The organism is Actinoplanes sp. NPDC004185 (assembly GCF_053603475.1).
The window spans coordinates 180,263-199,958 of the sequence record NZ_JBSGFR010000006.1; the positions used below are offsets into that span (position 1 = coordinate 180,263).

At 73.0% G+C, this 19,696-nt stretch carries 16 protein-coding genes; 10 read left to right on the forward strand and 6 right to left on the reverse strand.

Features of this window, described 5'->3' with window-relative positions; all coding sequences use genetic code 11:
- The first annotated feature begins 147 nt into the window (after positions 1–147).
- Genes ACWEOZ_RS08710 through ACWEOZ_RS08725 form a run of 4 tightly spaced genes read left to right on the forward strand, consistent with a single transcriptional unit; the run spans position 148 to position 4,293 of the window.
- Entirely contained in the window at positions 148–501 is a 354-nt protein-coding gene (locus ACWEOZ_RS08710; protein ID WP_451910108.1) for an effector-associated constant component EACC1, read from the forward strand.
- Positions 502–505: 4 nt separating this feature from the next.
- Positions 506–1,777: a YqgE/AlgH family protein gene (locus ACWEOZ_RS08715; protein WP_451910109.1), complete on the forward strand. Its 1,272-nt coding sequence runs from the start codon at positions 506–508 to the stop codon at positions 1,775–1,777.
- Positions 1,774–3,849, forward strand: coding sequence for an SIR2 family protein (locus tag ACWEOZ_RS08720; protein ID WP_451910110.1), 2,076 nt, complete (start codon positions 1,774–1,776; stop codon positions 3,847–3,849). Before ACWEOZ_RS08715 ends, ACWEOZ_RS08720 begins: the two co-directional genes overlap by 4 nt.
- Positions 3,850–3,906: 57 nt before the next feature.
- Complete coding sequence (locus tag ACWEOZ_RS08725) at positions 3,907–4,293, forward strand: hypothetical protein (RefSeq protein ID WP_451910111.1); 387 nt, start codon at positions 3,907–3,909, stop codon at positions 4,291–4,293.
- Here the strand turns inward: ACWEOZ_RS08725 and ACWEOZ_RS08730 are convergent.
- Positions 4,274–5,491, reverse strand: coding sequence for a radical SAM protein (locus tag ACWEOZ_RS08730; protein WP_451910112.1), 1,218 nt, complete (start codon positions 5,489–5,491; stop codon positions 4,274–4,276). The two genes, ACWEOZ_RS08725 and ACWEOZ_RS08730, sit on opposite strands and share 20 nt — an antisense overlap.
- A 239-nt stretch (positions 5,492–5,730) precedes the next feature.
- Between ACWEOZ_RS08730 and ACWEOZ_RS08735 the strand changes: the two genes are divergently transcribed.
- From ACWEOZ_RS08735 to ACWEOZ_RS08750, 4 genes are read left to right on the forward strand one after another with little or no spacing between them, the layout of a single operon-like run.
- Positions 5,731–6,156 (forward strand): RrF2 family transcriptional regulator, encoded by a 426-nt coding sequence (locus ACWEOZ_RS08735; RefSeq protein ID WP_360545049.1) that lies wholly within the window; start codon positions 5,731–5,733, stop codon positions 6,154–6,156.
- Positions 6,157–6,164: 8 nt separating this feature from the next.
- Positions 6,165–7,226: an ABC transporter substrate-binding protein gene (locus ACWEOZ_RS08740; protein ID WP_451910113.1), complete on the forward strand. Its 1,062-nt coding sequence runs from the start codon at positions 6,165–6,167 to the stop codon at positions 7,224–7,226.
- Between the two features lie 58 nt (positions 7,227–7,284).
- Positions 7,285–8,067, forward strand: coding sequence for an ABC transporter ATP-binding protein (locus tag ACWEOZ_RS08745; RefSeq protein ID WP_451910114.1), 783 nt, complete (start codon positions 7,285–7,287; stop codon positions 8,065–8,067).
- Positions 8,057–8,950, forward strand: coding sequence for an ABC transporter permease (locus ACWEOZ_RS08750; protein ID WP_451910115.1), 894 nt, complete (start codon positions 8,057–8,059; stop codon positions 8,948–8,950). The genes ACWEOZ_RS08745 and ACWEOZ_RS08750 overlap by 11 nt, the downstream gene beginning before the upstream one ends.
- On the opposite strand, the gene ACWEOZ_RS08755 is transcribed toward ACWEOZ_RS08750, so the two are convergent.
- Positions 8,947–9,834: a hypothetical protein gene (locus ACWEOZ_RS08755; RefSeq protein WP_451910116.1), complete on the reverse strand. Its 888-nt coding sequence runs from the start codon at positions 9,832–9,834 to the stop codon at positions 8,947–8,949. The genes ACWEOZ_RS08750 and ACWEOZ_RS08755 overlap by 4 nt on opposite strands.
- Positions 9,835–9,868: 34 nt before the next feature.
- The gene (locus ACWEOZ_RS08760) at positions 9,869–10,048 is read right to left on the reverse strand and encodes a hypothetical protein (protein WP_451910117.1); all 180 of its coding nucleotides are present in this window, start codon (positions 10,046–10,048) and stop codon (positions 9,869–9,871) included.
- Between the two features lie 128 nt (positions 10,049–10,176).
- On the opposite strand from ACWEOZ_RS08760, the gene ACWEOZ_RS08765 reads away from it, so the two are divergent.
- Positions 10,177–10,908: a lysophospholipid acyltransferase family protein gene (locus ACWEOZ_RS08765; protein ID WP_451910118.1), complete on the forward strand. Its 732-nt coding sequence runs from the start codon at positions 10,177–10,179 to the stop codon at positions 10,906–10,908.
- Positions 10,909–10,991: 83 nt separating this feature from the next.
- Here the strand turns inward: ACWEOZ_RS08765 and cspE are convergent, their stop codons facing one another.
- Positions 10,992–11,195 (reverse strand): transcription antiterminator/RNA stability regulator CspE, encoded by a 204-nt coding sequence (cspE, locus tag ACWEOZ_RS08770; RefSeq protein WP_015625344.1) that lies wholly within the window; start codon positions 11,193–11,195, stop codon positions 10,992–10,994.
- A gap of 223 nt (positions 11,196–11,418) precedes the next feature.
- Between cspE and ACWEOZ_RS08775 the strand changes: the two genes are divergently transcribed.
- Positions 11,419–11,826 (forward strand): pilus assembly protein CpaE, encoded by a 408-nt coding sequence (locus ACWEOZ_RS08775; protein ID WP_451910119.1) that lies wholly within the window; start codon positions 11,419–11,421, stop codon positions 11,824–11,826.
- An 8-nt stretch (positions 11,827–11,834) separates the two neighbouring features.
- On the opposite strand, the gene ACWEOZ_RS08780 is transcribed toward ACWEOZ_RS08775, so the two are convergent.
- Together ACWEOZ_RS08780 and ACWEOZ_RS08785 are read right to left on the reverse strand one after the other, a co-directional pair.
- Positions 11,835–15,338, reverse strand: coding sequence for an ATP-dependent helicase (locus ACWEOZ_RS08780; protein WP_451910120.1), 3,504 nt, complete (start codon positions 15,336–15,338; stop codon positions 11,835–11,837).
- On the reverse strand, positions 15,335–19,660 hold the full coding sequence (locus ACWEOZ_RS08785) for a UvrD-helicase domain-containing protein (protein WP_451910121.1): 4,326 nt from the start codon (positions 19,658–19,660) through the stop codon (positions 15,335–15,337). The genes ACWEOZ_RS08780 and ACWEOZ_RS08785 overlap by 4 nt, the downstream gene beginning before the upstream one ends.
- Positions 19,661–19,696 lie beyond the last annotated feature (36 nt).

The following is a 19,696-nucleotide window of genomic DNA, read 5'->3' on the forward strand; positions in this document are numbered from 1 at the left end:
TAACCCCCCGGAGCGGCGCGTGTCCGATCCGTGGTCCGGCGCTCTCGATCGGCGGTGCTAGCTTTCGCGTAGTGAGTCCGTGACGCGAGGTAAATGCTTCGATATCCTGTCGCGTCCGATCCACCACCACGACGGGGAGACTGACCAGTGCCGGTACGGCTGCGCCTGGAGTGCGATTCGACCGCCGACGCGGAGTCGCTGCATCGCTGGTTGCGCCGGGAGCAGGCGGTCCGCGTCGACGGCGGTCTGGCCCTGGGCGGCGGCGACGATCCCGAGTTGATGGGCACGCTGCTCGACGTGCTGACCCTGATCATCGGCAGCGGGCTGTCCGCCGGCCAGCTGGCCCTGGCCGTGGCCAGCTGGCGCGACTCCCGGCGGCCGGCGCCCACGGTGACGATCACCCACACCGCGGCCGACGGCACGGTCACCCGGATCGACGTGGCCGACCACACGTCGCTGGCCGTCGCGCTGACCGAGCTCGAGCAGCGCGAGCAGAAGTAGTCGCATGACGGACGTCACAGACCCGGCCGCGGCCCAGCTCGTCCTCATCGGGGTCTCGGCCTACCGGCGGCTCTTCGAGCTGCCCGCCGCCCGGCGCAACGTGACGGATCTGCGCGACCTCTTCCAGCACGAGGACCTGTGGGGAGTGCCGCCGGAGAACTGTCACGTGCTGCTCGACCCGGAGTCCCCGGCCGAGGTGAGCCGCGCGATCCGGCGGGCCGCGGCGGCGGCCGGCAGCGACGGGTTGCTGCTGGTCTACTTCGCCGGCCACGGGCTGGTCGACGTGGACGACGACAACCTGATCCTCGGGCTGCCCGGCTGTGACCCCGAGGCGCCCTACGAGCGGGGCGTCCCGTACGACTGGATCCGCCGGGCCGTCGCCGACACCCGGGCCCGCCGCCGGGTCGTGATCCTCGACTGCTGCTACTCGGGCCGAGCCGGGTCCGAGCTCGGCGGCGACGGCAGCGGCACGGACGCGGTCGCCGACAAGGCCGAGACCGAGGGCACCTGCCTGCTGGTCTCCGCGCCGGCCAACCGCCCGGCCATGGCGCCGCGCGGCGAGGTGCACACCGCGTTCACCGGCGAGCTGATCCGGCTGCTGCGCGACGGTCTGCGGCCTCCGCCGCCGGAGGCCGTGCCGGCCACGCTGACTGTCCACACCGTCTGGCGCACGATCCGCCGGGCGATGCTGCGCCGCGGCTTCGAGCGTCCCGAGCTGCGGGCCCGGGACTCCGGCGGCGAGATCGCCCTGGTGCACAACCCGGCCGCGCCCCGGCACAACCTGGCCGGCGGCGTGCTGTACGCGGCCCCCTGGTTCGTCGACGAGGACCTCGGCCAGCGCGCGATCCTGGTGCTGCGGCACAACCAGACCGGTGCGCTCGGCGTGTGCATCACCCAGCCCGCCGGCGACATCCCGGAGGAGTTCCCGGAGGCCTGGCGCCCGCTGCTGCGCAACCCGGCGATGCTGTTCCACGGCGGTCCGGTGGCCCGCGACGGCTACATCGTGGTGACGCTGCTGCGGACCGGCGCAGCCAAGCCCCTGCGCTTCACCCCCATCCGCGAGCGGCTCGGCACGCTGGCGTTGTCGGCGGTCCCGGAGGACGTCGCCGACACGGTCGACACGATGCGCGTCTTCGTCGGATACCTCGGCTGGCGCGCCGGTGAGCTGGAGGAGTTCCTCGACCGCGGGGCGCTGATCGCCAGCCGGCACACCGCCCGGCAGGTCTTCACCGAACGGCCCGGCGAGCTGTGGCAGTCCCTGCAGGCGGCCCGATGACCGACCCGGGCGAAGGACTCAGCGCGGGTGAGGTGCTGCTGCTGGACCGGCTCACCGCCGGGCTGCGCGACGTCGACCAGATCACCCTGCTGCTCGGCTCCGGCGTGACGGCCGGCGTCATCCCGCGGGTGCAGGGCGTCCTGGACATCGCGGACAGCTTCGCGGCCGGGCGCAACGACGACGGCGCCCTGGAACGGGCCCTGGAGCAGGCGCGCTCGGAGCTCGTCGGGGCCCGCCCGATCGACGTGTACCGCGCCTACCGGCGGGTCTTCACCGACTGGGTGTCGGCCGGGGCGTTCGACGTGATCGCGCAGCAGGCGGTGCTGAAGGCGTACGCGGCACCGGACCCGATGGAGTCCCCGCTGGCCACCCACGGCCTGGGCCAGCGGCTCGAACGTGGCGTCGGCGAGGGGGTGGAGAACGACCGGTTCTCGTGGCAGCTGCCCCGCGGCGTCGAGGCACTCGGTCACCTGCTCGCCCAGGTGCCGGAGGCCTTCGACCACCGGGTGCTGACCACGAACTTCGACCCGCTGCTGGAGATCGCGATCCGCTCGGCGGGCGGCCGGTCGGTGAGCCTGCCGATGGACCCGCGCGGCACGACCGGGACGACCCGCGGTGCCGACGGCGCGGTCCGGGTCTTCCACCTGCACGGCTTCTGGCGCCCCACGCTGCACGTCCGGGGCCCGCAACTGCTGCACGACCCGGCCCGCATCGCGGAGAACAAACTGCTCATCGCCGCGACCGCCGACCTGATCCGCGGCGACACCGTCTGCGTGATCGGCAGCAGCGACTGGTCCGGCACGCTGACCGCCGCCATCGCCGCGGCTGCCCGCACCCGGCCCGTACGCGTGCTCTGGGCCCTCAACGACCCCGACGCCGCCGGCGCGCTGAGCACCGCCGAGCGCCTGCGCGAGGCGACCGGCCTGCCGGTCGAATGCTTCCCCGGCGTCGACTCCGAGCGGCTCTTCCCGGCCCTGGCCGAACGCGCGCAGGTGCCGGTGCCGCCGCGGGCGACCGGCCTGCGGCACCGGGTCCGGCACCACAGCTGGGAACGCCAGCTCGTCTCCCAGCCCGGCACCCAGCCGCCGCGCGACGTTCCCGGCCTGCTGCTGCAGCTCGAACGGAGGTTCGGCTGGATCAACCAGCAGCGCGGCACGGTCGGCCCGATCCGGCTGCTCTGGCCGGTACGGCTGCGCCCGCGCGCCTCGGTGATCCACATGGTCCAGGCGTTCGTGGCGGGCGCGCTGGCCCGGCTCGGAGTGGAGGTCCGGGTCTGCATCGACGACGTGGGCTCGCGGGACATCGACGCGGCGGCCGCGTTCCGGGCCGACCTGGACCGCTGGATCGATCACACCGGGCACGGCGCGGTCCGCGAGTTCGTCAGCCTGTCGGAATTCCTCGATCAGGTGCAGCGGCAGCCGGCGGACACCTCGCCGGAGTCCCTGCTGCGCCCGACGGACCCGTGGTCGGTGGCGCGCACCTTCTACGGCGAGCACAACCCGTCGCTGTACAGCCTGCTGGCGGCGGTCAAGGCGGTGCCCAACCTGACCTCGTGGGACGAGCTGGAGAAGAACGCCTGGCCGATCGTGCAGTCGGTGCTGCGGACGGACGCGAACAGGCTGCTCACGCCGTTGACGCTGTGGCCGTACCTGAACAGCATGCTGCTGGAGAGCGCGACCAACGACGTCATGACGCTCGGCGGGCGCGACGAGGCGATCCTGTGGGCGCAGTGGCGGCAGACGTTCGGCTTCGGGCCGGGGCATCTCTACAACCCGTACATCAAGAGCCTGAAGCACGACGCGCACATGCTGCGCTGGTCGTCCGAGGAGGAGCTGCGCCGGCACTTGCACCGGACCCGGGAGCTGCCGGGCTGGGACGCGGAGGGCAGCTATGTGCCGTGGCTGTTCCAGAACGCGTTGCTGCTGCCCGGCTACCTCAACAACGAGCCGGTCCCGGAGACCGAGGACTTCCCGCTGGACTCGTGGGCGGCGTTCGTCGCGGCGATCGAGGACGGGCGCCCGGTGCTGGACCTGCTGGCGGCCCGGGTGACCGAGCTGTTTCTGCGGCCATGAGCACGGTTGCCCGTTCGGAGGTCGCGGTCTTGGCGCGGCCGAGTTAGCGTCTCAGGTATGACTGCCACAGTTGTGGAGCGCGTCGGGCACACTTCCGTCTCGCCGTCCGTCCAGGACGACGCCGCACTGTGCGTCACCGCTCTGGGCGTGGAGCTGACGGCCTACGTCGCCGGGGCGGACTCCGTCGCGGAGTTCGAGTCCTGGTTCGCCGGTGGGCAGCGCCCGGCCTGGCCCGTCCGGCGCCGGCTGGCCGCCGCCGCCGAGCTGGTCAACGTCTTCGAGGCCGCCAACCAGAGCGCGCTGGCCGCGGCCTGGTTGCGCGAGCTGGACCCGACCGGGTACGTCCCGGCCCGGGTGCTGAGGATCTCCTCCGGCGACGAGGCGAGTGTGAAGTCCCTGCTCGAAGCGGCCGCCATCTGGGCCCTCACGCCCGCGGCAGAGTAGCCCCGACCGCCTCGGCCCACGGCGCCTGCGATCCGTTGAGGTAGCGGCCGGCGTGCCCGGCCAGGTCCACGTGCGCCCGGAAGTGCCTGAGCACGGCACCGCGGACCCCGATCCGGGGCAACGCGAAGAGCCTCTTCCCGCCGTCCGCCACGTTCTCCACCGCGAGCTCGCCCTTGGCGCTGATCAACAGCGTCGAGTTCGGCGCCCGGTGGGTGCTGGTCAGCCGGATGTCGATCGCCACGCCCTCGGCGGCGGTCCGCCGGACCAGCTCGTCCAAAACGTTCTGCACACCGGCCGGTGCGAGCAGAGCGGCCCGTTGCGGGTGCGCCGCTTTGCCGACCGGCACAACGACGTGCAGAACCCAGGTGGTGACCCCGAGACCCACGAGGCGATCACGCAGCGCAAGCAACGTCGCGAGATCGCCGTTGCGCGCGGTGACGACTGTCTGGACGCTGCACGGCACGTCCGCGCGGACCGCGCGCCGGATCGCGTCCACGGCGTAGACGGCCGAGCTGGCGCCCGGGGGCAGGTGCTGCCGGTTGGCCGGGCGCAGGGCGTCGTTGCCGGCCGGGTCGGAGCTGTCCAGTGACACCCGGACGTGCACCTGGTGGCGGCGCAGGGCGGGCACCAGCCGGCTGAAGTCGCCGACGCCGGAGGTGTCCAGCACCACCGCCTTGCCGGTCTCGGCCAGCCGGGCGATGAGCCGTTCGGCCCGCTCGACCCGGGCCAGCGGCTCCCCGCCGGTGACCACCCCGACCATCGCCGGGGTGGCGGCGGCAGCTCGCAGCACCCGGGCGAACCAGGCCTCGTTCTCCTGCTCGCGATAGCCGGTCATGAGATCGTCGGCGTGGCAGTAGAGGCAGCGCAGCGGACAGTGCGCGGTGGCGAAACAGTTCACCACCAGCGGCGCGGTGATCCGCGGGAGGGCGTCGAGCTGCCCGACGACCGACCGGCCGAAGAACGCGCGCCGCGGGGTGTCCGGGTCGGTCTCGCAGATACCCAGCTCGGCCAGCGCCCGGGTCTCGGCGTCGTCGCCGGCCCGGCCGGCCCGGACCCGGCGCAGGGCCTGCAGATGGGCCGGGTCGAGCGCGAAGAAATGGTCGCGGCGGGGCACGTACGCGATGGAGTCCCGCACCCGTACGCCGGGCGCCAGGCGGACGGTCGTGGACGTTCGGCGGCGCTCGGACAGGGCGAACACGGGGCGATATTGCCACACTCAGTAGTCGTTCATGTTTCGCCGCACCGTCACGGACGAGCGCGGCCGGAGCCGCCACCGGGCGGCCGGCACCCGCTCGACCGTCACCTTCTGATTCGCCGGCGGCGGCTTCTCACCATACGGATGGGGCTTGACGACCGTCCCCTACCTCGTCCACTATTCCCATCCATCAGATAGAGAAAGCAGAGTTTGGACTCCGCCGGACCGAGAGGACATGATCCGTGTACGTCTCGGCACGCACCGACTACGCCGTCCGGGCCATGCTGGCGATCGCCGCCGACCACCCCCACCTGGTCAAGGCGGCCGCGCTGGCCGCGGCCCAGGACATCCCGCTCAGCTTTCTCCAGGGCATCCTGCTCGACCTGCGCCGCGCCGGCCTGCTGCACAGCCACCGCGGTGTCGACGGCGGCTATTCCCTGGCCCGCCCGGCCGAGGACATCACGGTCGGGGACGTGGTCCGCTCCGTCGGCGGCGCCCTCACCACGGTGCGCGGCCTGCCCACCACGACCACGACCTACCACGGTGTCGCCACCGGGCTCAAGGACGTCTGGCTCGCGGTGGAAGAAGCCATCGAGGGTGTCGTCAACCACCGCACGCTCGCCGAACTCACTGTTTCCGCGATTCCCACCACCTTGAGAACGAACTAGGAGTGAGCATGAGCTCCCGCACAGTCCGTGCGCTTGCCCTGGCCGCCACCGCCCTGCTGTCCGCCACCGCCCTGGCCGCCTGCGGCAAGAGCGACGACGCCGGCTCCGCGTCGGGCGAGGCCGCGACGCTGCGGCTCGGCTACTTCCCGAACATCACCCACGCGCCCGCCCTGATCGGGGTGAAGAACGGCCTGTTCCAGCAGTCGCTGGGCAGCACGAAGCTGGAACCGAAGACCTTCAACGCCGGCCCGGCCGCGGTCGAGGCGCTGTTCTCCGGGGCGATCGACGCCACCTACATCGGCCCGAACCCGGCCATCAACGCCTGGGCCACCTCCAAGGGCACCGCGATCAAGATCATCGCTGGCAGCACCTCCGGCGGCGCCGGCCTGGTGGTCAAGGAGGGCATCAACGCCCCGGCCGACCTCAAGGGCAAGAAGATCGCCACCCCGCAGCTGGGCAACACCCAGGACGTCGCGCTGCGCGCCTGGCTGAAGTCCAACGGCCTCAACGCCGACCAGCAGGGCGGCGGCGACGTCTCCGTGCTCCCGCAGGACAACGCGACGGCGCTGCAGGCCTTCGCCCAGGGCGCGATCGACGGCGCCTGGGTGCCCGAGCCCAACCTGAGCCGGATGATCCTGGAGTCCAAGGGCAAGCTGCTGGTCAACGAGAAGGACCTGTGGCCGAACGGTCAGTTCGTGACCACCCACCTGATCGTCAAGCAGGAGTTCCTGAAGAAGTACCCCGAGACGGTCAAGAAGCTGCTGCAGGGTCACCTCGCCGCGGAGAAGCTCATCGCGACCGACAACGCCGGCGCCCAGAAGGCCGCCAACGAGCAGCTCGGCGCCCTGTCCGGCAAGCCGCTCAAGGACGAGATCCTGGCGTCGGCGTTCAAGAACCTGACGTTCACCAACGACCCGGTCGCCTCGTCGCTCTACACCAGTGCGCAGCACGCCCAGGACGTCGGCCTGCTCAAGCCGGTCGACCTCAAGGGCATCTACGACCTCGGCCCGCTCAACGAACTGCTCAAGGCCGACGGCCAGCCCGCGGTCAGTGACGCCGCAGCCTCCTGATCCGCCTCCGGCCGGGTCCGCCGACGCGGGCCCGGCCGGCCTCGACCTGGGAGTTCCCATGAGCATCCTGCAAGCCCCGCAAGCCCGGACCGACCGCGACGTGGTGGTCCGCCTGGACAGCGTCTCCAAGCAGTACGGCACCGGCAGCAACACCCTGCTCGCCCTCGACCGGGTCTCCCTGACCGTGGCGAAGGGCGAATTCGTGTGTCTGCTGGGCGCGTCCGGCTGCGGCAAGAGCACCCTGCTCTCGCTGGTCGCCGGGCTGGACGAGATCAGCGGCGGCACCCTCGACATCGGCGGCCGGCACGTCTCCCTGATGTTCCAGGAGGCGGCCCTGTTCCCGTGGCTGTCCGTCCTGGGCAACGTGGAGCTGCCGATGCGCCTGCGCGGCATGGGTCGCGCCGAGCGCCGGCAACGGGCCGAGGAGCTGCTCGAGGTCGTCCGGCTCGGCGGCTTCGGCCACAAGCGCCCGCACGAGCTCTCCGGCGGCATGCGCCAGCGCGTCGCCCTCGCCCGGTCGCTGGCCCAGAACGCCGACGTCCTGCTCATGGACGAGCCGTTCGGCGCCCTGGACGCGATGACCCGCGACATCCTGCACGACGAGCTGGAGCGGATCTGGCGCGAGCAGGACCTGACCGTGCTGTTCGTGACCCACAACGTGCGCGAGGCCGTCCGCCTGGGCGACCGGGTCGTACTGCTGAGCAGCCGCCCGGGCCGGGTCATCGAGGACTACAAGATCATTCACGAGCGCCCCCGGCGCATCGACTCCCCCGAGGTCTCCGGCCAGGCCGCCGAGATCACCGACCGGCTCCGCGCGGAGGTGGCCCGCCATGCAGGCTGAGGTTCCCGTCCAGGACAACCGCACGGCCTCCGACACCGCGGCCGCGGACCGTCTCACCGGGCTCGACGCGCTCGAGCTCGGCCCCCGGCGCAGCAAGGCGGCCCTGGGCGGCCGCATCTGGCGCAGCGCCTGGCCCAAGCTGCTGGCCGTCGCGATCGTCATCCTGGCCTGGCAGGTCGTCGTCTGGGCGCAGTGGAAGCCCGAGTACGTGCTGCCCGGCCCGGCCACCGTCTTCGGTGACCTGGGCACGCTGATCACCACCGGCGACTTCTGGGACGGCGTCCGGCTGACCATGCTGCGGGCGGTGACCGGCTTCGCGCTGGCCGTGCTGATCGGCACCGTCGTGGGCGCCGCGGTGTCCCGCTTCGCGCCGCTGCGGGCGGCCATCGGCTCGCTGATCACCGGCCTGCAGACGATGCCGTCGATCATGTGGTTCCCGCTGGCCATCCTGCTGTTCCAGATCAGCGAGAGCGCGATCATGTTCGTGGTCATCATCGGCGCCGCCCCCTCAGTGGCGAACGGGCTGATCAGCGGCATCGACTACGTGCCGCGTACGTGGCTGCGGGTCGGCCAGGTGCTCGGCATGAAGGGCTTCGCCAAGTACCGCCACCTGATCCTGCCGGCGTCGCTGCCCTCGTTCATCTCCGGGCTCAAGCAGGGCTGGGCGTTCTCCTGGCGCAGCCTGATGGCCGGTGAGCTGCTGGTGATCGTGCCCGGCGCGCTGTCCATCGGCGTACGGATGCAGCAGGCGCGCGACCTGAGCGAGTCCAGCCTGGTCATCTCGTTCATCATCGTGGTGCTGGTGATCGGCATCCTGATCGACGTGCTCTTCAACGCGGCCGACAACGCACTGCGCAAGCGCTGGGGCCTGACCGGCAATTAGAGCGGCCGGACCGACTCCAGCACTTCGTCGATCACCGAGTCGAACTGCTTGTGCGTGCCGGGGATCGAGACGTACAGCACGGCCGCGGTCGGCTTGCCGACGTCGATGACCGCCACCGCCGACAGCTCGTCGGTGGCGGTCAGCCCGACCGCCTTGAAGTGCAGCCGGAACTCGCTCACCCAGGCCGGCCGCCCGCCCAGCGTGGTCATCTCGTCCCGTAACGGCTCGACCGTGTTCGGCTGCGGGTAGTACTCCGCACGCACGTCCGCGGCGACCTGCCGGCCCACGCACTTGAGATCAACCGTCACCGCGTCGTTGTCGGCCGCCGGGACCGCGGCCGACAGGATCGAGGCGTGGTACGAGCCGCCGCTGTACTGCTCCGTCACGAAGTGCTGGCCGACCCGGTACGGCACCTCCAGCGTGCCGGCCCGCCAGGTGGTGTCCCACGGGACCCACGGGGCGCCGTACTTCTTGTAGGAGATGCCCGCGTCGGGGTCGGTCGTCCGTTCCCCCGGAGCCGCCGGCGGCGGGGCACTGGGCCGCCCGGTCGGGTCCGCGCTGGGCGCCACGGTCGGCGCCGGGCACATCTGCGCCAGCGGTGGGCGCAGGTCGGTGGGGGCGGAGGCTTTCCGGTCGAACGGGTTGCCCTCCGAGCTCAGGGCCACGATCAGGATCACCGCCAGGCCGACCGCGAGGATCGCGCCGGCGATGCCGCCGAAGATCAACATCTGGCGCCGGCGCCGCTGCGGCCCATCAGCGGGCGGCGACTCCGGCGGGGCGGGCGGCGGCACCAGCGGGGGTACGCCCGGACCGGTCACGGTGCCCGAACCCCACGCACCACCCGGCCGTGACCAGACGGCGGGGGTCTGTGTGCTCTCGGACATCATCCCAGTGAACACCACCGGGACGCGTCATGGGTTACCGGCCGAGCGCGGCAGTGGCATCCGGCGGGAGGGTCTGCACCACGGAGGCCCCGGCATCGCCCGGCACGACCGGTCCGTACCAGGGGGCGAATGCGACGACGAGCACCAGAGCGATCCCGAAGACGGCCAACGCCAGCACGAGGCCCAGCTCCCGGCGGGCGGACACGGTCTGCATGCGAAAGCCTCCCCAGCGAAGTCGGACCCCTCCCGGGATCCGGCACAGTCATCTCTAAGACGCCGCTGAGGCCCGATCGGTTGCATTCCTGCCAGGCAACCTTCACCCCACCCCGGTACCGTAATCGGATGGAAATCGTTTATCCCCCCGTCATAGGCCTCGCCAAGACGATGTTCCGTGTCCTTGACCTGCGGATTCAGATCGAAGGGGCGGAGCACATCCCCGCCATGGGCGGGGCGGTGCTGGCCAGCAACCACGCCAGTTACCTCGATTTCATCTTCTGCGGCCTGGGCGCCCAGCCGGCCAAGCGGCTGGTCCGGTTCATGGCCAAGAAGTCGGTCTTCACCCACAAGGTCAGTGGGCCGCTGATGCGCGGCATGCACCACATCCCGGTGGACCGCCGCGCCGGCACCGCGGCCTTCAACGAGGCGGAGAAGGCCCTCAAGAACGGCGAGGTGGTCGGCGTCTTCCCGGAGGCCACAATCAGCGAGTCGTTCACGGTGAAGGCGCTCAAGTCGGGGGCGGCCCGGCTGGCCCAGGCGGCCGGGGTGCCGCTGATCCCGATGGCGGTATGGGGACCGCACCGGCTCTGGACCAAGGGGCACCCGAAAGATCTGACCAAGCGGCACGTGCCGGTGATCATCAAGATCGGTGAGCCGATCCGGGCGGCGGTCGACGCCACCGCGGAGGCGACGACGGTGGTCCTGCGGCAGCGGCTGAGCGCGCTGCTGGACGCGGCCCAGCGGGAATATCCGGAGCAGCCGTCCGGGCCGGACGACCGCTGGTGGCTGCCGGCCCACCTGGGTGGCACCGCGCCGCGGCCCGAGGGCGTCGGTGACGCGACCCCGGCGGGGGCCTGAAGACCACCACCGCGCCGGGGCGGAAACGTCACCGGCGCCGACCCCCGAGGGGACCGGCGCCGGTGGTCAGCGTGTGGCTGAGATCAGAGCGGGCGGATGTTCGCGGCCTGCGGGCCCTTCTGGCCCTGGGTCACCTCGAACTCAACCCGCTGGTTCTCGTCCAGGCTGCGGTAGCCGGAAGTCTGGATGGCGGAGAAGTGGGCGAAGACGTCGGCACCGCCGTCGTCCGGGGTGATGAACCCGAAGCCCTTGTCCGCGTTAAACCACTTCACTACGCCGGTAACCATGCTCGTCTCCTCGACGGTCGATCGTTCCCGTCCATTATGGCCAGGAACGAGGTAGTAAGACCCGCACTTCGCGGGACTCGTGTCGCCGTACTGATCGCCCGTACCGGAGAAACCCGGGTTACGACAAAGAGCGCCTGGGGCAGAATCCCCACAGGCGCTCCTAGGTACTTGGGAACCAAACTGACAACGCGATGGAGCCTAGCACGACGAAGGGAGCGCACCGGTGATCGGCGTGCAAGTGGCACAGGAGCTCAGGGAAGCCGGCCTGATCTGGAAGCCGGGGCCGGGTGACCGCTTCGCGATCCCCGACCGTGACCTGGACGAAGACGTGTTCGTGCTGAGCAACATGACCATCGAGGTGTACTCGCTGCCGGAGGGCCGGGTGATCGGTTTCAACGGCACCACGGAGTGGGCGATGGACGACGTGGAGCTGGACGAAGCACTGTGGCTGCCCCGCGAGGACCAGCTCCGGGAGCTGCTCGGCGGGACAATGCGGGCCCTGCGCCGCACGGACCGCGGCTGGGATGTGGACATCACCCTGCTGGGTGAGGAACGGACGTTCACCGCGCCCACTCCGGAGGAGGCCTACGCGGCCGCCCTGCTGCACCTGCTGGCCGCCGCCACGACCTGAGTCTCCGTTCAGCTTCCCTGCTCAGGGACCTCTTCGATCAACGCGGCCAGGCCCTCCGCGTCCAGCAGGTCGACCGGCCGGACGGTCACCCCGTCGCGGACGTAGTGGAAGCCGGCCCGGACCCGCGCCACCGGCACCCCGGCCAGGGCGGCCCAGGCGATCCGGTACGCCGCCAGCTGCACCGCCGCGGCAGCCGCGTCGGCGGCAGTGGGCCGGCGACCGGTCTTCCAGTCGATGACGTCGAACCGGCCGCCCGGATCGGCGAAGACCGCGTCCATCCGCCCCCGCACCACGACCCCGGCGACCGTGGTCGCGAACGGCACCTCGACCTCGACCGGGGTGCGCTCGGCCCACTCCCCGGCCAGGAACGCCTCCTGCAACGCGGTCAGCTCCTCGTCGGCGGCCGCGTCGTCGTCCGCCGCGCCGGGCAGCTCGTCGACGTCCAGCAGGCGCGCCGAGCCGAACCGCTGCTCCAGCCAGGCGTGGAAGGCGGTGCCCCGCCGGGCGTAGGGAGTGGGTCTCTGCGGCAAGGGGCGCCGCAGCGACCGCGCCAGGGCCTGCGGGTCGCGGCGCAGCACGACCAGCTGGGAGACCGAGATGTGCGGCGGCAGGGCGACTTCGAGGGGGCCGTCGTGGCGGGCCCGCTCGTCGCGTTCGGCGAGCAGGATCCTGGCCTCACGCCGCCAGCGGGCGATGTCCGGATCCTCCCAGGCCGGGTCCGGCCCGGGGCCGCCTTCTCCGCCGGCCGGCCCGGCGCTGGGCGCGGCTTTGGGCCCGGCACTGGGCGCGGCCTCCGGGTCGTCGGTCGGGGTGGCCTCCGGCAGGGTGCCGGGGGCCGGGAGGCCGATCAGGTCGGCGGCCAGGCCGGCTCGTGCGGCGATCTCGGGGTCGCCCTCGGCCAGCTCCACGAAGGCCTCGGCCGCCGCCGGGTCCGGGCTCACCATCATCCGGCGGATCAGATCCGCGGCCGCCGCCATCGCCGGCCGCCGGGCCCCCAGCGGATCCGACGGCCACTCCGCGGTGGCCACCAGCTCAGCGCTCGGGTTGGTCGCGTCGGCCGCCGGCTCCGGGGTCCACTCCTCGACCACGCCGGCACCGTCGAGGCAGGTCGCCCGGATCTCCTGCAGGAAGACGGACGGACCGCGCGGCTTCTTCACACCGTCGCCCCACCAGTAGCCGGAGCAGAGCAGTAACCGCCGGGGCCGGGTCACCGCCACGTACGCCAGCCGGCGCTCCTCCCGCTCGTCGTGCTCACGCCAGGCCTTGCTGAACGTTGTCAGCGCCCCAGCCACGTCCTTCTGGTCCGCCGCCCCGGACAGGTCCAGCGCCGGCAGGCCGTCGGCGTCACCCCGCAGCGGGAACGGCAGCACCCCGATGCCCATCAGGAAGTGATCGGAGCCCCGGGTCATCCCCGGCCACACGCCCTTGGTCAGGCCCGCGACCGCCACCACGTCCCACTCCAGGCCCTTCGCCGCGTGCGCGGTCAGGATCTGCACCGCGCCCTCGACCACGTCGACCTGGCCCGGGGTGAGGCCGCGCTCCTCCTCCTCGGCCGCGGCCAGGAAGGCCAGGAAGCCCGCCAGAGTGCCGCCGTCCGTGTCCCCCGCATACCGGGCGGCCACGTCACCGAGGGCGTCGAGGTGGCCTCGGGCCAGGCCCGCGTCGCCTGCGCCCCAGCCGCGGACGGCCACCTCGACGTCGAGGCCGATGGTGCGTTCGATGTCGGCGACCAGGTCCGGCAGCGGCTGGTCCAGGCGGTGCCGCAACTCGGCCAGTTCCCTGCTGTACGTCCGCAGCCGCGCATACCCCTCCTGCGAGTACTGCTGAGGTGCACCGAGGTCCGCCATTGCCTCGACCAGGGTGGCGTCGTCGAGCCGGTCCGCGACGATGTCCTCAGGCTCGTCGCCGGTCGTCGCGGACACCCGGGCTGCGGCGATGGCCCGGGCGCGGCGATGCAACGCGACCAGGTCACGCGGGCCGATCCGCCAGCGGGCCCCGGTCAGCAGGCGCAACAGGGCGGCGCCGTCCGTCGGGTCGGCCAGCACCCGCAGCGTGCAGACGACGTCGCGTACCTCCGGGGTGTCCAGCAGGCCGCCCAGGCCGACCACCTCGACCGGCAGGCCGCGGGCGCGCAGCGCCTCCTCGATCGCGGCGATCTGGCTGCGGACCCGGACCAGCACCGCGCTGGTCGGACGTTTCTCCAGCGGGATGTCACCGGGCAGGGCGTCCGGCAGCCGGGCCGCGGCCCGCCAGGCGGCCAGCATGGAGTCGGCGATCCAGGCGGCCTCCTCCGCGTACGTGGGCAGCAGCGCACACGCGACCGTGCGCCCACCCACCCGGTCGGCCACCCGCTGGGCCGGGATCAGCTCGGCGACCCGGGCGCCGGCGGCCCGCAGCGGCCGGGACAACGCGTTCGCGACCTGGAGGATCTCGGGGCGGTTGCGCCAGCTCCGGGTCAGGTTGAGCACCCACGCCTCGCGCCCGCCCGGTCCGGTGAACTCGGTGGGGAACCGGTCCAGCGTGCCGGCCGAGGCGCCCCGCCAGCCGTAGATCGACTGGCACGGGTCGCCCACCGCGGTGACCGGGTGACCGCCGCCGAAGAGCGCGTTGAGCAGCACCACCTGGGCGTGGCTGGTGTCCTGGTACTCGTCCAGCAGCACGATCTTGAACCGGCCGCGCTCGATCGCCCCGACCTCGGGGTGGTCCCGGGCGACCCGGGCCGCGCGGGCCATCTGATCGCCGAAGTCCATCGCCTCGATGTCGAGTTTGCGCTGGTCGTAGAGGCGTACCAGGGGCAGCAGGGTGAGCCGGTGCCGCTGGCGCAGCAGCATGTCGTTGACGTCCTTGTAGACCCGGCCGGGCAGCGCCTGCACCTCGGCGAAGAACCGGCCGGTCCACGCGGCGAGATCATCCGGCGTGACCAGATGCTCGGCCAGCTCGCCGGAGAGCGCCAGCACGTCATCGGTGACGGTGCCGGGCGCGCGGTTCAGCCCGGTCATCTCGCCCGTGTACGAGCGCACCAGCGAGTCCACGATCTGCCAGCGGGCGGCCTCGGTGAGCAGCCGGGCCGACGGCTCGTACCCGGCGCGCAGGCCGTGCTCGGTGACCACGCGGGCCGCGTACGAGTGGTAGGTCGAGACGGTCGGCTCGCCGGCCAGGGCGTCCTGCTGGCCGAGGCGCCGGACCAGCTGCCCGAGCCGGGTCCGGACGCGGTGCGCCAGCTCACCGGCGGCCTTGCGGGTGAAGGTGAGGCCGAGGATCTCGTCCGGGTGGGCGTACCCGTTGGCGACCAGCCAGACCACCCGCGACGCCATCGTCTCGGTCTTGCCGGAACCGGCGCCGGCGACGACCAGGACCGGCTCGACCGGCGCCGCGATGATCGCGGCCTGCTCCGGGGTCGGCGCATGCAGCCGCAGGAGTTTGGCCAGCTCGACCGGGGTGTAACGCGGCCCGGAATCAGCCCGGCGGCGCGGGCGGGCGGGAAGGTCGGTGAAGAGGCTGGGCTGGGTCACGGCTCGACGACCTGCCGGCCCTGACCGGAGATGGGACAGCTGGTCTTGACCGGGCAGACCCGGCACTTGTTGTTGGCGACGGCCGAGAAGGTGGCGGCGGCCATGGTGTCGGCGGTACGCCGGACCATCGCGTATGCCCAGTTCGGGTCGGTGGCCTCGGCCAGCGGCAGCTGCATCTGCTCGCGGGCCTCCTTGGTCGGGCCGAGCTGGACCAGGGCGGCCCCGCCGCTCTCATCCCCGAACTGGTCGAAAGCACCCGCGTCGACGGCGGCCTGATAGCCCGCGAGCTGGGCATGCTCCTCGACGTCGCCGGTGGTGACGGTGGTGCTCTTGCCGGTCTTGAGGTCGATGACGACCAGCCGGCCCTGCTCGTCGACCTCCAGCCGGTCGACCCGCCCGGTGAGCTGGATCGGCCGGCTCGGATCGTCCAGCCGCACGGTGAACTCGTGCTCGATGGCGAGCAACCGGCGCGGATTCTTGGCCAGCCAGCGCAGCAGCTTGTCCACCATGCCCTGGGCGCGTTCCTGCTCGGGGCCGGCCAGCCAGCGGGCGGCCAGCTCGATCGCGTCGAACCGGGCCGAGACGTACTCGACCAGCCGCTCCCGGTCGGCGTTGGCATCCTCGGCGAGCATCGCGGCGGCGTGCACCAGATTGCCGACACCCTGGGCGGGGCCGGCCGGGGCGGCACCGCCGTGGCGTTCCAGCAGCCAGCGCAGGCTGCAGCGCAGCGCGCTCTCCATCGAGGACGGGGTGACCTTGACCGGCTCGCCCTCGTCGACCAGCGGCCGGTCGTCGGAGAGCGAGCGGAGACCCCACCACTCGTCGGGATGCGCGCCGGGGACGCCGGCGGCGGCGAGGCGGGCCAGCTCGGCCGCGGCGGCATGCCGCCGGGCCGGCGAGGAGCCGGGAGCGACGACAGCGGTACGGAGCTCAGCCACGAGCGCGGACAGGGTGAGGGCGCGGGGCGGGCGGCCCACCGGGACCTCGACGTCGTGCTCGTCGGCTACGGTCCCGATGTTTTCCGTCGGCGTGCCGTCCTCGCCGGGGTAGTCCGGACCGGGATCGTCGAGGTCCAGGCTCTCCGGGCCGGCGTCTGCCCGGCCGCTGATGTCCTGGCCGGCGCTGGCTCGGCCGTTGCCGTCCGGGTCTCCGTGGCCCCGGCCGTCACCGTCCGGGTTTCCGCTGCCCCGGCCGTTACCGGCCGGGCCAAGGTCAGCCGGGCCTGGATCAGCCAGGCCGGGATCGGCCAGGCCGAAGTCAGCCGGGCCGGGGTCGGCTGGGCCGGGGTCGGCTGGGCCTTGATCAGCCGGGCCGAAGTCAGCCGGGCCCGGGTCGGCTGGGCCTTGATCAGCCGGGCCGAAGTCAGCCGGGCCCGGGTCGTCCGGGCCGGGGTCGTCGGGGCCGGGGTCGTCGGGGCCGGGGTCGTCGGGGCCGGGGTCGTCGGGGTCGGTCGGGCCGGGGTCGGGGGGCTGGTCGGGGTCGGGGCCGCTGCGGCGGTCCGGCAGGGCCAGTTCGGCCAGGAAGCGGCTCGGCTGCTCCTCGCCGTCCGAACCGCCGACGCTGGCCGAGGCCACCGCCGTCACGATCAGTTGCCGCCGGGCCCGGGTGGCGGCCACATAGAACAGGCGGCGTTCCTCGTCGAGCAGTGCGGAGGTCTGGCCGACCACTGCTGCTGCCCCCGCGGCGGCGCGGCCGGCCAGGAAGTCCACCAGTCGTTCCGAGCCGAGCAGGCTGCCCCGCAGGCGCAGGTCCGGCCAGATGCCTTCCTGGACGCCGGCCAGGACCACCACGTCCCACTCCAGGCCCTTGGCCGCGTGGGCGGTGAGCAGCCGTACCGCCTCACCGCGGTCGGCGCTCGGCGCGATCGAGTCGGCGGGCAGGTCCTGGCCGAGGACATGGTCCAGGAAGACCTCGGTGCGCGCTCCGGGCAGCCGGTCGACGAACCGGGCCGCCGCGTCGAAGAGGACCACGATCGCGTCCAGGTCACGGTCGGCTGCCTCCGCCCGCCACTGCCGGGCCCGGCCGCCCTCGCCGCCGGGCTCCACCGGGGCTCCGCGGGTGCTGAGGGCGTACCAGCGTTCGGCGAGGCCGCTCGCTCGCCAGACCGCCCACAGCACCTGCTCGGCGGTGGCCCCCGGGGCGGCGGCGGCCTCCCGCGCGACGGCGATCAGCCGGGCCACGGTCTGCGCGGGCACGGCCCAGCGGCGTTCCACGACGTCCAGCCCGGCCTGGTCGCGCAGCGCGTCGACCAGCAGCTCACCGGACGGCCGGCGGTCGCCGGCGGCGAGCGCCAGCGCCCGCAGACCCTGCCGCAACCGGCGTTCGGCGAGTGGATCGGCGCCACCGAGCGGCGAGTGCAGCAGCGCGACGGCCGCTTCCTCATCGAGAACGTCCGGCTCGAGCGCACAGCGCAGGAGCAGCAGGAACGGCGCCACAGCGGGCTGCAGGTGCAGCGGAAGGTCTTCGGAATGGGTGACGGTCGGAACGCCGGAGGCGGCGAGGGCGCGCTGGATGGACGGCAGCTGCAAGGTCGTCGAACGCAGCACGACAGCCATCCGGGACCACGGAACACCGTGCAGCAGGTGTGCCTCTCGCAGCGCATGAGCGACATACGCGGTCTCGCTGGTCGGCGACCGGAACGTCCGCACGACAGCACCCTCGATGAGCTGCCCGGACTCCTCCGGAGCGTCGTCGGTGCTCGGCTGCCGATCACCGGCCGGGCTCGTCGGCTCGCTCCCGGCCGGGGAGCTGCTGGGCGCGGAATCCGCCGCTTCACGGGCGGTCGGATCGACACTGGCGAGCCCGACTCCAGCCTCGCCGACCGGCCCAGTGCCTGCCACACCGGCCGGCCCGATCCCGGCCGGCTCGATCGCAGCCGGCCCAATCCGGGCAGGCCCGGTCCCAGCAGGCCCGGTCCCAGCCGGCCCGATCTCGGTCGGTCCGATTTCGGTCGGCCCGATCTCGGTCGGCTCGATCCCGGTCGGCCCGATCTCGGCCGAGCCAGGGCCGGTCGGCCCACTTCCCGGCACACCCGGCCCGGTCGGCCCACTTCCCGGCACACCCGGCTCGGTCGGCCCACTTCCCGGCACACCCGGCTTGGTCGGCCCGCTTCCCGCCACACCCGGGCCGGTCGGCTCGCTTCCCGCCGCAGCGCCCGAGTCGGCCGCGTCGTCGGTCGACAACTCATTCCGGTTCGGCTCGGGCCGCTCCGCATCGGGCTCGGCCGGCGCGGTAGGCGGCGGCGGGTGCAGGAAACGGTGGCGGGACGCACCCCGCATACGCCGCGAGACGCGGGCCGTCGCCGCCAGCACCGCCGGCTCGGCCCGGTAGCTCGTGTGCAGCGTGATGACCTCGGCCAGCGCTCCCGATGCTGTTCGGAAGCGCTGCGGGAACGAGCTCACCGCCTCCGGGTCGGCGCCGCGGAAGCCGTACACGGACGAGTCCGGGTCGCCGAATGCCACCAGTGGGGTGCCGCCGCCCGCGACCAGGGACAGCAGTTCTATCTGGGCCGGGTCGGTGTCGGCCAGCTCGTCCACGTACACGTGGGCCAGGCGGCGGCGTTCCGCGGCCAGCAGCTGCGGGTCGTCGGTCAGCAGGCCGGATGCCGCCCGGACCAGCTCGGCCGGGTCGTAGGCCGTCGAGCCGCGGGTGGTCACGTCGCGCAGGGCCAGCACCGCGACGTACTCCCGGATGAACCGGGCCGCCGCCGGCCAGTCGTCGCGGCCCAGGCGTTCACCCAGGCGGGCGAGCTCGACCGGGCCGACGCCGCGCTCCGCCGCGCGCTGCATCAGGTCGCGGAGCTGCTGGGCGAAGGCGCGGGTGGGCAGGGCCGGGCGCAGCGCGTCGGGCCAGCGGACCGTGTCCTCGGCGTCCGCCTCGCCGACCACGGCGAGCAGCTCGCGGATGATGAGGTCCTGCTCGGGGCCGGTGAGCAGGCGTGGTGACGGCTCTCCGCGCTCGGCGGCGGCGCGGCGGAGCAGACCGAAGGCGTACGCGTGGAAGGTGCGTACCAGTGGCTCGTGGTAGGTCGGGCCCGCGATGCGGGCCTCGATCCGGTCCCGGAGCGCGCCCGCGCCGCGGCGGCCGAAGGTCAGCACCAGGATGCGTTCCGGGTCCACGCCCTCGGCGATGCGGGCCGCGACCGCCTCGACCAGCACCGTGGTCTTGCCCGTGCCGGGGCCGCCGACCACCAGCAGCGGGCCGTCGGTGTGGCCGACGACATACCGCTGCAGGGGGTCGTCGCGCAGCGTTTCCGCCGGGGTGGCGGCGCGGCGGACGAGCCGGTACGCCGGCCGGCGCACCGCCGCGGGGGTCGAGGTCACGGCACCAATGAGACCACGGGGGTACGACGGAATCCC

Coding starts and splice junctions, on each gene's coding strand:
- cspE (WP_015625344.1), bottom strand. CDS start 11,195: ATGGTTACCGGCGTAGTGAAGTGGTTTAACGCGGACAAGGGCTTCGGG.
- ACWEOZ_RS08745 (WP_451910114.1), top strand. CDS start 7,285: ATGAGCATCCTGCAAGCCCCGCAAGCCCGGACCGACCGCGACGTGGTG.
- ACWEOZ_RS08750 (WP_451910115.1), top strand. CDS start 8,057: ATGCAGGCTGAGGTTCCCGTCCAGGACAACCGCACGGCCTCCGACACC.
- ACWEOZ_RS08760 (WP_451910117.1), bottom strand. CDS start 10,048: ATGCAGACCGTGTCCGCCCGCCGGGAGCTGGGCCTCGTGCTGGCGTTG.
- ACWEOZ_RS08715 (WP_451910109.1), top strand. CDS start 506: ATGACGGACGTCACAGACCCGGCCGCGGCCCAGCTCGTCCTCATCGGG.
- ACWEOZ_RS08755 (WP_451910116.1), bottom strand. CDS start 9,834: ATGTCCGAGAGCACACAGACCCCCGCCGTCTGGTCACGGCCGGGTGGT.
- ACWEOZ_RS08720 (WP_451910110.1), top strand. CDS start 1,774: ATGACCGACCCGGGCGAAGGACTCAGCGCGGGTGAGGTGCTGCTGCTG.
- ACWEOZ_RS08725 (WP_451910111.1), top strand. CDS start 3,907: ATGACTGCCACAGTTGTGGAGCGCGTCGGGCACACTTCCGTCTCGCCG.
- ACWEOZ_RS08765 (WP_451910118.1), top strand. CDS start 10,177: ATGGAAATCGTTTATCCCCCCGTCATAGGCCTCGCCAAGACGATGTTC.
- ACWEOZ_RS08740 (WP_451910113.1), top strand. CDS start 6,165: ATGAGCTCCCGCACAGTCCGTGCGCTTGCCCTGGCCGCCACCGCCCTG.